The organism is Aciduricibacillus chroicocephali, from assembly GCF_030762805.1.
Classification (GTDB): Bacteria; Bacillota; Bacilli; order Bacillales; family Amphibacillaceae; genus Aciduricibacillus; species Aciduricibacillus chroicocephali.
This window is the reverse complement of record NZ_CP129113.1, coordinates 191547-205235: the sequence shown is the minus strand read 5'-3', so window position 1 is coordinate 205235 and position 13689 is coordinate 191547. Positions and strand designations below refer to the sequence as shown.

Sequence of the window (13689 nt, the reverse complement as noted above, 5' to 3'; positions counted from 1 at the left end):
CAAGCGCGGATATTTTTACGCGAATAAGATAGCGCCTCCGCAATTTAGCTAGCATCTATCCAATATCAAGGACTTTGTTTTCTGTATCATATTCAAAGAATATGCCATTGCTCTCCATGTTCACTCCTGTTGAAATCATTTTGATACGGTTATCTATATTTTTATATCTCGTTTAATTCCCCAGTTAGCTTCCTAATTCGATTTAAAAATAAAAAGAACCTTCCCGATGGAAAAGGTTTCTTACACTAAACACTATGTGACAATAACGCCCTTTACTAGTTAGGACGTTACCATCTAATTTTATGAGAACTAAAAATATGAAAGGAAGAGGGTACTCCTCTCCCTTTCTTTTAAATATTTTCGTTATTTCCATTTTCCTCATCAGGGGAACTTGGAACTTGGTTTGCTTTTAAGTTTTGCAATCCATCGGAAATTTCAGAAAGCCCCGGCTTGAGATTCTTCTTTCCTGCAAAATCTTCGATGATTCCCTTTACATCAATACCTGTTGTTTCCTCAAGTTGGGCCTGGGATGTCGTAATCAAATCGGTCATGTATCCAGCAACACGGTTTGCCCCGCCTCCACCTTCTCCATTACCTGTATCCACGACAGTGATTTTATCGATTGCAGACAATCCTGCAGCACTTTCCTTGATTATTTCAGGCCATACGGAGATTACCATTTCAGCAATTGCAGCCTGACCAAATTGATTCATTGCTTGTGCTAGCTTCTCTTTTGCCTCTGCCTGGGCAATCCCCTTTTCACGAATGGCATGGGCTTCAGCTTCCCCGGCCAATTTAGTTTTTTGTGCAAATGCTTCTGCTTCCGTCAGAGCCTTGTGTTTCTCAGCATCAGCTTTTATCTCCACAGCATAGGCATCCGCATCAGCTTTCTTTTTAACATCGGCTTCGTACTGATTGCTCTTACGCTCGATTTCCTTCGCTTCCAACTCAATTTGCTTGGTACGCTCCGTAATTTCGATGTTCATTTCCTTTTCCTTAATTTCCTGTTGAAGAATTGCGTTCTGTAGTTTATAGGCGTTATCTGCATCGGCCTGGGCTTTATCCTGTTCTTTCTTATACGCTGCTTTTTTCATTGCCTGTTCCTTTTCCGCTTTTGCAATAGAAGTTTCTCTCTCAATTTCGGCCTCTTTAGCAATCTGATCTGCTTCCGCCTGTTTGATTCGCGTCTCTTTCTCTGCATCCGCCATAGCTACCGCTGCTTCTTTTTTCACCTCAGCGATGCGCTTCTTTCCAAGACTGTCCAAATAACCGTGATTGTCTCGGATATCCTTTAAAGTGAATGATACAATTTCAAGACCCATCTTCATAAGATCTGGACTTGCTTCGCCCATGACTTTCTGGTTAAACGCCGCTCTGTCCTTATAGATTTCCTCAACGGTCATTCCACCAAGGATTGCCCTCAAATGTCCGGCAAGAACCATAGAAGTTTCCCTATCTCTATCCTCTTTTGCCTTACTAAGAAGTTGTTCCGCTGCTGTAGCAATTGATGCCACTTCACCACTGATTTTTACGATTGCAATACCATCAGCAAGGATAGGAACTCCCTGTCCTGTGTAGATTTCTTCCCCTGTTGAAATCTCCAATTGGCTATTGGCAAGGCTTAAGATCTTTGCGTTTTGGAATACTGGAATTACAAATGTTCCACCACCGCTAATAATTTTAATCTTATTTCCCTGAGTATCCGTGTGGACACCATTTCCAACAAGAAAAGAGCCCGAAACGATCAACGCTTTATCTTTTGGTACTGTCTTATACCTTGAAACGAACGTAATAACAATAATAAGTAAGGCTACTATTCCAATTCCAATGAAAATTATATCTGAATTCAAATTCATTCGTGCTCCCCCTTTATTTTTTATTTCCGCTGTTTTTTCACCACTGCACAGCCTTGTTCTATCTTAATAATCTGCACGATCTCATCAAAATCGACTGGTGAACCATCCTGGCTTTTGGCACTCCTGAATACATTTCCTGTCTTGCGTTCTATAAGGATTTCTCCAAAACCATCTTCAGGAATTGATGTTATGACCCTGCCTTCGGATCCCTCCAAATCATTGTCTCGCAACGTAATTGAATTCTCGCTCCTCATCAATGGTTTGAAAATGAATACTTGCAGGATGACTGCTACAAGAGCTGCCAATATTACAGCAATAACAGTAACAGCCGTTTTTCCGTAATCCGTATGCTCTGTACCCAGGTATCCAAATAGACCAAATAGCGTTATGAAATTACCAAGTTCCATGACACTGATGAATCCGAGATCAATGTCCCCAAGTATGAGCGTCAAGATTACCATTAAAGAAAATCCAGCAATCAAAATGACGAGATATGTCTCTGCTGTCATTTACAATATTTTCACTCCTTTTGTAATTTTCCACATCTATTATATTATGGGTCTTACTCGCATTTGCCCCAATTATCACTGGGGAATAATTCATAACTCTGTTCATACATATATTTAAAGAACATTGAATATGCTAATTTATTTTAAATATAAATGGCCCAGACTTTAAGTTCAGTTAACAGCTTTTTCTTATAAAATTGCTCTACAACAGGAATTGGATCATAGAAATGATGCAGCAGTTTCTTCCACTCCTGATACTCTGGCGACTGGTGGAAACCTACTGTATGATCCTCAAGCTCTTGCCAATTTACTGAAGCAAATACTTCCCATTTTCCTCTATACATTTTTGCAGATTATGTGAGATATAACCCTTCATTGAAGAAATGATACTCGAAGACTTACGAAAGGCTTGCTCAAAGTTCTCTTCTTCTCCTGATCTCACTTGCAGCATTGTGGCCTCTAAAATCACCCTATTCACTCCTCATTGCTCACTTCCTCATCATCGTCTAGATTTTTTTCTGGAATAAAAGTAAATTTATTCTTTTCTTTATCAAAAAATAGATTTTCAATATCTAAGAACTATAGCTTGTTTCACTCGACAAAACCCCGAAATAGCAATCACCCAACTGAACCATATTTGATAAAGAAAGTTCCGGTTTATTATAGTTTGAATCCTGATCTACCGTAATAGTTCGTTCTCCTGCCGAAAATAATATAAATATAGCAATAAATACGAGTGCAATTCGGATCCTTCGTAATTCTTTATTTGCTTCTTCTGTCATGATGCTTGCCCCCTTTCCATACTTTCACTTAAGCAACAAATAATATTTACCTAAATTTACACTGTATTCCAATCATTTGCAATAACTCTATAAAAAAAGACCAAGACTAATAATGATTAGCCTTGGTCTTCTCTCTAAATTAAGTCTGGTCTGGGTTCTTGATATAAGTCTTTACAGCAGGTGGCTCATAACTATTAAAGCTCTCTATTAATTGATCCGGCTCTGTCTCAACAATCGCAATCGAGCGATATTTCTCATGCAAAAATTGTTCACGAGTCATATGATTGAACAGCTCAACCAACGGGTCATAATAGTTGTTGACGTTCAACAGTCCACATGGCTTCTGATGAAGTCCCAACTGAGCCCAAGTAAAAATCTCAAAGAATTCTTCTAATGTTCCAGGTCCACCCGGCAAAACGACAAAACCATCAGCCAAATCAGCCATTTTCGCCTTTCTTTCATGCATGGATTCAACAACAATCAGTTCTGTTAGATTTTGATGTGATATCTCTCTTTTATCCAGAAAATCTGGCATTACCCCTATGACTTTCCCGCCTTCTTCCAATACGGCATCAGCAACTGCACCCATTACCCCAACACTTGCTCCACCATATACAAGAGTAATACCTCGTTTCGCAAGCTCTTTACCAAACCTTTTGGCACTCTCTATATAAACTTCAGAAGCTCCATTGCTGGAACCACAAAACACAGCTATGCTTTTCATTTGGCCAACTCCTTATGTATACTCAAAGAATATTATACATAATACCGCATGAAGTATTAAATTATACGTTAGTAGATTTTGGAGGATGAGCAAGCATGAACGTAACTGAATTTCAGCACTGGGTAAAAAACTATTATGACAAACGTGGTTGGTCTAATTTGGATATTTTCATACGCATTGGCTTTTTAGCAGAGGAAACTGGAGAAGTTGCACGGGCAATAAGAGCTCTTGAAATTGGAAGAGATCGACCAGATGAAGAAGCTGAATCGTACACAAAAAATAGAGAAGAGCTAGTGGGAGAGTTAGGAGATGTCTTAGGCAATGTGATTGTCATTGCTAACAAGTATGATATTTCTTTGGAAGAGATTTTTGAATCGCATAAAGAGAAACTTTTGAAGCGTTATGTAGAAGAAAAAAGTTAATTCGGTGCCATAAAATAGACGGGCAAATTAAGATTAACATCAAGATACTAAGAAACGGTCAATACTTTTCCATATTCTCTAAAATATAATTGAACAAGACAATTCATATTCCAATTATTTTTGAATTGAATCCAGGCCAGATCAGCTAATGATTTGGCTTTTTTCTTATGTTCTTTAGATTATCTTTCTCAACTACTGTAATCCTCACTATGCTATTAAACACCTTTACTACTGAAAATTTTTTTAATAAATAGCTCAATTTACTTATTGACCATTATAAAGATTTATATGATAATGATAATCGTTATCAATAATAACAATTTTTATATACATAGGAGGTTATTATGTTTAATCGATTTTTAAAGGAAAACCGTTATATATCTTTAATTCTTACTTTTTGTAGGCTATACCTTGGATGGGAGTGGTTGAATGCTGGTTGGGGGAAAATATCCAGCGGAAATTTTGATGCCAGTGGCTTTTTATATGGGGCAGTAAGCAATATGTCTGGTGAACACCCTTCTGTGCAACCTTGGTGGGGGAATTTTTTAAATGAGTTTGCAATTCCAAACGTTCAACTATTTAATTTAATGGTTCCTTGGGGAGAATTATTAGTAGGTATTGGTTTAATTTTTGGAATTTTCACTCCATTTTCTATTTTAATGGGACTTACCATGAACTTTGCTTATATGTTATCTGGAACAACAAGTACAAATCCACAAATGGCATTACTTGGACTTCTAATTCTCTCTGCAGGAATGAACGCTAGTAAAATTGGTTTAGACCGTTGGATAATGACAGCATTGAGAAAACTTACATATAAACGATCTGATAATAGAAAGATTTCCAAAGTTGCTTAATAGAATGTCCTCTCTCAGAGGGGCCTTTCTATTTAAATTATGGTCCTATGACCTTATTTCCGTCACAATACTCATTCTTCCGGCACTAACTTTTCATAAAAAATCAAGGACAAATTTGTCTTCCTGAACCAAAGTTCGTCCCTCACCAAAACATGCTCCATCCGGGATACGCATGCTTCATCAGATTCAATAAAAAAAAAGGTTTCCAGTAAATTACTGGAATCCTTTTTTTAATTAAAGATTATAGCTTTTTTTCAAAGAAACTCTTCACGTAATTATATATACCTAGGATTAAAAACAGTGTAATTATGTAATAGATATAATCCGGGGGGATATAATTTTCGAAACCATTCATAAGAAAGAACAGGAAGCCAAATGAGAGATATATTGCTGCAGTAACCTTCCTAATTTCAAGGACCTCCTCTCAGCATATCATTTGTAATGAGTACAAAAAGATGATAATTAATTAAATAATAATTATAAAATAACTTACCTTGCCTTTAAAGTACTAAGAAAGAGTGGTTTAAAGACAAAAGAAAAAGGCCAGATCCATATTGGATCCAGCCTGGATTTGATTTAAAATATTTGAAAATGTCCTTATTTCCTGCCCAATTTCCGCTCTTCCGATACCGACTTTATTTCATAAGGGAAGAACTTTATTTCATGGGTACGGACTTTAATTCAGAGGGACTAGAATCTTAAGAATCCTCTCAATCCCTTACTCCACCGTCACACTCTTCGCCAAGTTTCTCGGCTTATCAACATCACAATCACGATGCAGTGCTGCATAGTAAGCAAGCAATTGCATTGGCACAATGCTGACAAGTGGTGTCAAAGCTTCATGTACTTGTGGAATTGTAAAGGCATCGCCTTCTTGCTCAAGCCCCTCCATGCTAATGATCAGCGCATTGGCACCTCGGGTTACAACTTCCTGCACATTGCTGCGGATTGGATGGTTGACGTCCTTCTGTGTAGTCAATGCCACGACTGGAGTCCCTTCTTCAATCAGCGCAATTGTACCGTGTTTCAATTCTCCGCCTGCGAAGCCTTCTGCCTGAATATAGGAGATCTCCTTCAACTTCAGGGCACCTTCAAGACATACATAATAGTCAACATTACGGCCGATGAAAAACGAATTGCGTGTTGTACCAAGATAATCTTTCGCAAGTTCCTCAATTGCTTCCTTCTGGTCTGTCAACGCTTCAATCGCATTAGCTACAATTGCAAGCTCCTGCAGTGGATCAAAGTCCAGCTTAAGCTGTTTAGCATTTGCTGTATCAACAGCAAGCAAAGCGAGAACTGCAATCTGAGCTGTATAAGCTTTTGTTGAAGCAACCGCGATTTCTGGTCCGGCATGCAAGTGCAATGTGTAATTGGCTTCACGGGAAAGTGTGGAGCCAGGAACGTTTGTAATTGTCATTGCTTTATGGCCGAGTTTCTTAATTTTCACAAGAACCGCACGGGCATCTGCTGTCTCGCCGCTCTGAGAGATGAAGATGAATAACGGTTTCTTAGAAAGAAGTGGTGTATTGTAAGCAAATTCACTTGCCACATGGACCTCTACTGGAATTTCTGCCAAGTTCTCAATAAGCTGCTTCCCGACAAGTCCCGCATGATAACTTGTTCCGCTTGCGATGATATGCAGGCGATCTGCTTCTTTCATTGCCTGGCGAATATCCTCATCCAGCTTGAGCTCGCCCTTTTCATTTTTATATTCCTGGATAATTTTGCGCATGACGAATGGTTGTTCATCAATTTCTTTAAGCATGAAGTGCGGATATGTGCCCTTTTCAATATTACTCATATCCAATTCAGCTGTGTAAGGTTCGCGCTCAATTTCTTCACCATCAAGATTCATGATTGTGAAGCTGTCTTTCTTCAGAAGAACAACTTCCTCGTCATGGATCTCCACATATTGATCTGTCACTTTTAGTGTAGCCATTGCGTCACTAGCTACTACATTAAATCCTTTGCCTACACCGATTAGAAGCGGACTTTTATTCTTTGCGACATAAAGTGTTTCTGGGTTTTCCTTATCAATTAGGCCGAATGCATATGATCCATGCAAAAGACGTATTACTTTCCTGAACGCTTCAGCTGTATCATCTGATTCTGAATTGAATTTCTCGATGAGCTGGACGACAACTTCTGTATCTGTCTCACTCTTAAATTCAACGCCTTGCAAGTATTCTTTCTTAAGTTCTTTATAATTTTCGATTACGCCATTATGAACAAGCGTGAATCTTTCGGACGCACTCTGATGCGGGTGAGCATTCGTCTCGCTTGGTACCCCATGTGTTGCCCAACGTGTATGACCGATGCCGACTTTTCCTGCCGCTGTTGTTCCGACCTTTTCTCTTAGAGCAGCAATCCGGCCTTTTACTTTAATAACCTGGACATCGTTGTTTTCCAGCAATGCGATACCTGCTGAGTCATAACCGCGATACTCCAGTTTCTCCAGACCATCCAGTAATATATCCTTACAATTATTCTCTCCAATGTAACCTACAATTCCGCACATGCGTATAAATCCTCCTCATACGAGGAACAGGCAGGCCAAAGCACTAAAAAGCCCAAAAAAAGCAGTACTCTGCCTGCTTGCTCCCAGTTATATGCATCTTGCCCTTTTCTTTGTCCGTCAAGTCACCTTGCCGCTTTTAAAAAGAGCTTATCGATTGAGATGTACAATCGGGAGGCATCCGCCGAAACATTCGATACTCCTCCACCTCGTCAACTGTTCTCATATCCGTTCGAAAACAGTCCTGGCGCTTGGTTGGTTGCTTGCTGAACTCTAGATACCCCTCTCGCTAAATTTCTAAACAATTATATAAGATGCGACATGGTGAAAAAGAGTTCATCATATTTTACATGACTTAGACTAATATGGTCAAACAATTTTCTCCAAATTTGAATTGACGATTTGACTATTTATTCTCTTCAAAAGGCAAAATGGCAGCCAATCCTATAGACTGGCTGCCATCGCTCAATGTGAGGCAACAAATTCATGCTCTGTTTTTACAAGCTTTCCGTCCTTGATTGTGATAATACGATCACATAGATCTAGCACACGTTCATCATGTGTCACCATGACACCGACTTTGCCACGTTCCTTTACTTCCTGGGAAATGCGCTCTACTACATCACGACCTCTTTTGGAATCAAGACTTGCCGTAGGTTCGTCAGCAAGAATGATTTTCGGGTCATTTATTAACGCTCTGGCAATAGCAACACGCTGACGTTCTCCGCCTGAAAGCTCATTCGGAAAGCTGTTCAGCCGATGAGAAAGATCGAAATGTCCTAGCAACTCCTCAGCACGGCGCTCTTGTTCTTTGTTATTCTCTTTTGCCAAAATATTGATCATTTTCAGCTGATCGCGGATTTTCAAATACGGAATGAGATGAGCCGCCTGGAAAATGAAGCCGATTTTCTCCAAGCGTAACTCGGTCAATTCTTTGCCGGACAATTTGGCAGCATCCTGTCCATCAAGGATGACCTTGCCGCTTGTCGGCGACAGTAGGGCTCCAGTAATGGAAAGAAGCGTACTTTTCCCCGAACCCGAAGGACCGATAACCCCGACAAATTCACCTGGTTCGACTGTGAGCGATACATTGTCTACCGCCTTGAATTCCTTTGGTCCGTCTTTAAATACCTTTGTCACGTTTTCAAGAACTAGACTCATTTCTCTCCCCCCTCAATCGCTTCCAGTGGGTCAATTCGGGCAACTTGGAACATAGATACGAGTGATCCAGCGAGCGCCATTACAAGTATCAATGCAGCTGATTGTGCCATCATACCAGGCTCAATGACGAATGGCATTCCATCTGGCAGGAATTTTCCAATCAAGTAAGTCAATCCAGCGCCAACTGCGATACAAACGATCGAGATTGTCGCTACTTGGCTAAGCAAACTTCTTACAAGGTAACCCGTTTTAGCTCCAAGCGCCTTCAAAATACCGAACTGTCCTCGCTTCTGCAAAGTCATTACATAGAAGAAAACGGCGAGGACGAATGCAGCAATGATCAGTAGGAAGACGATCATCATTTGCAATGAAGCCTGTTCTTCAGAATAGCTTGGGATGCCTTTGAGAGCTTCTTTCTTAGTAAAGACACTATAACCTTTCATTTTAGAAGAGACCTCGTCCTTACCAAGGTTTGTTTTAACAGCGAAACCATTCACTTTCTCATTCTCAGCCTTTGATTGATCACCAAAAACCTCATTCGTTACATAAGCGACAGGTGTATGGCTATAGCGCTGATTTTCGGAAAAGCCTGCAACGTGTAGTTTCATATCACCGAATTTTAATGTGTCGCCTAACTTGACGCCGTCGTCTGCTGCGGTCTCATCAAGAATGATGTCATTTGTATTCTTGATGCCAGATCCTTTTACTGCTTTCGGAATTAGCATGCTTCCTTTATCCGTCACGAAAAGTGCGATATCCACGGCTTTATCGTCTGCATTCGTTGTATTCGCCATGCGGATGGAAAGCGGTGCCGCATCCTGTACATCCTTAATGTTCTTCAATTTTTCAATATCCGATTTCGGGACTGTTGACTTGGCAAGCTCTGTATCAGCTCCCTTATCCATGATGATGTAATCAGCCGGCAAATCTTCCAGCGCAGAAGCATTATTCGCCGAAAGTCCTTTTGCCAGACCGGAAATGATGAAAATCAAGCTCGCTACAAGCACGATAATGAACCCAATCAGCAAGTAACGTGTTTTTGCATAAATTAATTCCTTCAATGCGAGAAACATTCATTTCCGCTCCCTTCCGTTTCAATAAGGCAAGTATATTCCGTCAATGTGAACAGATGATGAACAGATAATTACAGAACAAAAGAGGCTTGAAGATAAAAATCTTCAAGCCTCTTTTCGAGTGAATCACTTCGGTAATCTGCACGTGAAGGTCGTCCCCTCACCTGGTGTACTTTTAACTTCAATTGTACCGTTATGAAGTTCGAGTACTTTTTTGACGATAGATAGACCAAGCCCAGTACTTTTTTCAGTCCGGGTTCGAGCAGTATCTGCTTTATAAAAGCGCTCAAAGAGATTAGGCAGATCCTTTTCGTCTACTCCAATACCCGTATCCGAAACAACTACTTCAGCTTCATTTCTCAAATCACGGCAACGAACGTTGATCAATCCCCCATCTGGTGTATAACGAATGGCATTGCCAATAAGATTCGTCCAGACAAGCTGCAAAAGCTTGGGGTCGCCATGAATCACAGCCGGCTCCAGATCAAGCTCAATCGTCTGATTCTTTTCCTGCCTCTGCCATGCTGTGGTTGCAGCCGTACCGTTTAATTGCTCACTAATATCAAATGATGACCACGCACTCTTATCCGTTTCATGATCAAGAAAAGAAAGTGTGAGTAATTGCTGGCTGAGACTTGATAGTCGGGTGCTTTCGCTTTCAATAATCTCAAGATAGTGTGTCCGGAGTTCATCCGGCAACCCTTCTTCCCGCAATGCCTGCGAGAAACCTTTAATAGATGTAAGAGGTGACTGAATTTCGTGAGAGACATTCGATACGAACTCTTGACGTTTCTCTTCTACTTGAGCAAGTCCATGTGCCATCGTTTGAAAGTCCTTTGAAAGCCTGCCGAGCTCATCTTTGCGCTCTATTCCTAACTTCAGATGATAATTCCCCCCTGCTATCTTCCTCGTGGCTGCTGCGAGCCTTTTGATCGGTTCTACGATAAAGCGTGAGCCGAAAAGAATAAGCAAGAAACTGAGTACAAGCAACAATATGAGCATGATGGCCAGAAATGTACGCATTTCCCCGAATTGCAGCTGTGTATTCGGGCGGACGAACATGGCAACTGTGCCCTTATCTGTCTGGACTGGAACGCCGACAGTATTTTTCAATTCATTATCAAAGAAACCGGTCACATTGATTTTCCATGGGTAGGCGGCTATGCCGTGATAGACTTTACCATGCAAAACATTTGTAACATCCTTTTGGTCCAATCTGTCAGAACGGAAACTTGCACCATATTGGTATTCCTTTCCGTCTGGCTCCACGACATGGAATTGATAACCAAGCGCTGTAAGCTCGTCTAAGTAGTCGCCAAGCGGCTGCCCACTCCCCGATTCGTATATGTTTGCAATATTTTTCGCAATGCCCGTTATTTTCTCGTCATTCTCCGATTTAAGATTAAAATGGTAGTACAAGTTCGTCACCCAAAAGGCGACAAGTGCACTTGCAACCATGATTCCAAGTGCAAACAGTATAATTCTGGAATACAATGTCCGCATAAGTCCACCTCCTACTTTCGTTAACTCTCATTTAACCAGCGTTCTATGAACTTAGGATGAACAAATCATTTATACAACAAGTTTGTATCCCATACCTCGAACTGTTTCAATGGAAAATCCGCTTGATTCGGCAGGAAACCGTTCACGCAGTCGCTTGATATGAACATCAACAGTCCGGTCATTTCCTTCAAACTGACTTCCCCAAACGAGGTCAATCAGTTGCTCTCTTGTAAAAATTCGATTTGGGAATTCCGCCAGTTGGGCCAGCAGTTCAAACTCCTTTAACGGCATTTCAAATGTACTACTGTCTGTTTCAATCTGATAGCTTTTTCTATTAATCGTAACATTGCCAACACGGATTTTATCCTCAAACGCCATCTGATATCGACGCAGAAGGGCACGTACACGGAATAGTACTTCCTTTGGCTCAAATGGTTTGACGAGATAATCATCAGTCCCTGCAATAAATGCCTTCTCTTTGTCCGCAAGCTCGCCTTTCGCTGTGAGCATTAAGACAGGAAGATCATGAAGCTCGCGGATCTCTTTGCAAAGTTCATAACCATCGACATGTGGCATCATAATGTCAACAATTGCTAAATGAACATCTTGCTGTTCAAGCACGGCAAGCGCTTCTCTTCCATCCGCAGCTTCTACCGTCTGATAACCATCACGCTGTAGATAAAATCTGAGCAGCTCACGAATATGCATATCATCATCAACAATTAGAATTCTCTTCACCGGAAAGTAATGCCTCCTTTTGGAAAATGGTTATCGGATGCGGATCACTTACAGGATTATAATTTCTAAACAGTTACCTGGTTATCCTGAAAACAAGAAAAGACTGCTCCCCCAGTAGAAAGCAGCCTTTTTCGATAATATTATTTTACACCAAGTAATTCATCTATTACATTCGCTACACGATCTGCATAACGTTCGCATTCTTCCTGAGTTTTCGCTTCAACCATGACACGGACGAGCGGTTCTGTACCAGATGGGCGCACAAGTACACGGCCAGCTCCATTCATCTCATTTTCAACTGCTTCAATTTCACTTAGTACCTGAGGATTCGCCATCGCGCTCTCTTTATCGATGACCCTTACATTCTTCAGGACTTGCGGGAATTTTTCCATTTCTGCAGCAAGCTCAGACAACTTCTTGCCTGTCTCACGCATGACGTTCACAAGTTGGATCGCAGAAAGAAGTCCATCACCAGTTGTGATGAAGTCTAGGAAAATAATATGTCCGGACTGTTCACCGCCGAGGTTGTACCCGCCTTTGCGCATTTCTTCCATGACATAGCGGTCACCAACGGATGTCTTATCACTTTTCATGCCGTTTGCTTCCAAAGCTTTGTAGAACCCAAGATTGCTCATTACTGTAGAGACAACTGTATTATGACGTAGCAATCCTTTTTCATTCAAATGCTTCGCACAAATGAACATGATCTGGTCACCGTCGACAATTTGTCCTTTCTCATCGACAGCAATCAATCTGTCACCGTCACCGTCAAAAGCAAGCCCGATATCGGCTTCCTTTTCCAAAACGAAGGCCTGTAATTTTTCAGGATGAGTTGAGCCATATCCATCGTTAATATTAAGGCCATTTGGTGAAGAGCCAATTGTTTCAATATCAGCTTCAAGGTCTGCGAAGAGATGCGTTGCCAATGATGATGTTGCACCATGAGCACAATCAAGAGCAATCCGTATTCCTTCAAAGTCCGTATCGACTGTCTCCTTAAGATAAGAGAGATACTTTTGTCCGCCTTCAAAGTAGTCATTGATCATGCCGATATCAGCGCCGACTGGGCGTGGAAGATTGTCTTCCTCCGCATCCATCAGCTCTTCTATTTCAGCTTCCTGGGCGTCTGACAGTTTGAAACCATCCGGACCAAAGAATTTAATGCCGTTGTCCTCCACAGGATTATGCGATGCGGAGATCATTACACCTGCATGTGCGCTATTGGCTTTTGTAAGGAACGCAACTCCCGGTGTGGAAACAACACCAAGGCGCATGATTTCAGCACCTATTGATAGAAGGCCTGCCATCAATGCACTTTCCAGCATTTCACCGGAAATCCTCGTATCCCTTCCAATCATCACTTTCGGTCGATCGGCATCCTTTGTCAGTACATATCCGCCACATCTGCCCAGCTTGTATGCAAGCTCGGGTGTCAGCTCTTTATTGGCGATGCCTCTGACACCGTCCGTTCCAAAATATTTACCCATAGATCGTGTACCTCTTTCTATTTATGATTAAATAAGTTTATTTTCACGCATCCGCTGCT

Annotated in this window: 12 protein-coding genes and 1 pseudogene; 2 read left to right on the top strand and 11 right to left on the bottom strand. The window is 41.1% G+C overall.

Annotated features, from left to right (window positions below; genetic code table 11):
* Positions 1–350: 350 nt before the first annotated feature.
* The 5 genes and pseudogenes from QR721_RS01165 to QR721_RS01145 all read right to left on the bottom strand — a co-directional run bounded on the left by QR721_RS01165 (position 351) and on the right by QR721_RS01145 (position 3871).
* On the bottom strand, positions 351–1856 hold the full coding sequence (locus QR721_RS01165) for a flotillin family protein (protein ID WP_348028349.1): 1506 nt from the start codon (positions 1854–1856) through the stop codon (positions 351–353).
* A 20-nt stretch (positions 1857–1876) separates the two neighbouring features.
* Positions 1877–2365, bottom strand: coding sequence for an NfeD family protein (locus QR721_RS01160; protein WP_348028347.1), 489 nt, complete (start codon positions 2363–2365; stop codon positions 1877–1879).
* A 143-nt stretch (positions 2366–2508) separates the two neighbouring features.
* Positions 2509–2834: pseudogene (locus tag QR721_RS01155) on the bottom strand (antibiotic biosynthesis monooxygenase family protein).
* A gap of 103 nt (positions 2835–2937) precedes the next feature.
* The gene (locus tag QR721_RS01150) at positions 2938–3147 is read right to left on the bottom strand and encodes a hypothetical protein (RefSeq protein WP_348028345.1); all 210 of its coding nucleotides are present in this window, start codon (positions 3145–3147) and stop codon (positions 2938–2940) included.
* A gap of 139 nt (positions 3148–3286) precedes the next feature.
* Entirely contained in the window at positions 3287–3871 is a 585-nt protein-coding gene (locus tag QR721_RS01145) for an LOG family protein (protein WP_348028340.1), read from the bottom strand.
* Positions 3872–3966: 95 nt separating this feature from the next.
* Here QR721_RS01145 and QR721_RS01140 point away from each other — a divergent pair, with 95 nt between their 5' ends.
* Together QR721_RS01140 and QR721_RS01135 are read left to right on the top strand one after the other, a co-directional pair.
* Entirely contained in the window at positions 3967–4293 is a 327-nt protein-coding gene (locus tag QR721_RS01140; protein WP_348028338.1) for a MazG nucleotide pyrophosphohydrolase domain-containing protein, read from the top strand.
* Positions 4294–4637: 344 nt separating this feature from the next.
* Positions 4638–5150, top strand: a complete 513-nt coding sequence (locus tag QR721_RS01135; protein ID WP_348028336.1) for a DoxX family protein — start codon at positions 4638–4640, stop codon at positions 5148–5150.
* A gap of 718 nt (positions 5151–5868) precedes the next feature.
* Here QR721_RS01135 and glmS read toward each other — a convergent pair.
* The 6 genes from glmS to glmM form a co-directional block, all read right to left on the bottom strand.
* Positions 5869–7671, bottom strand: a complete 1803-nt coding sequence (gene glmS, locus QR721_RS01130; protein ID WP_348028334.1) for a glutamine--fructose-6-phosphate transaminase (isomerizing) — start codon at positions 7669–7671, stop codon at positions 5869–5871.
* A 462-nt stretch (positions 7672–8133) separates the two neighbouring features.
* Positions 8134–8829: an ABC transporter ATP-binding protein gene (locus tag QR721_RS01125; RefSeq protein ID WP_348028332.1), complete on the bottom strand. Its 696-nt coding sequence runs from the start codon at positions 8827–8829 to the stop codon at positions 8134–8136.
* Positions 8826–9902 carry an ABC transporter permease gene (locus QR721_RS01120; protein ID WP_348028330.1) on the bottom strand — a complete coding sequence of 359 codons (1077 nt, stop codon included), beginning with the start codon at positions 9900–9902 and terminating at the stop codon, positions 8826–8828. The genes QR721_RS01125 and QR721_RS01120 overlap by 4 nt, the downstream gene beginning before the upstream one ends.
* 126 nt (positions 9903–10028) lie before the next feature.
* Positions 10029–11405, bottom strand: a complete 1377-nt coding sequence (locus QR721_RS01115) for a sensor histidine kinase (protein WP_348028328.1) — start codon at positions 11403–11405, stop codon at positions 10029–10031.
* 69 nt (positions 11406–11474) lie between these two features.
* A complete protein-coding gene (locus QR721_RS01110) occupies positions 11475–12143 on the bottom strand; it encodes a response regulator transcription factor (protein WP_348028326.1) in 669 nt (222 codons plus the stop codon).
* 140 nt (positions 12144–12283) lie between these two features.
* Positions 12284–13630, bottom strand: a complete 1347-nt coding sequence (gene glmM / locus QR721_RS01105) for a phosphoglucosamine mutase (RefSeq protein ID WP_348028324.1) — start codon at positions 13628–13630, stop codon at positions 12284–12286.
* Positions 13631–13689: the final 59 nt, after the last annotated feature.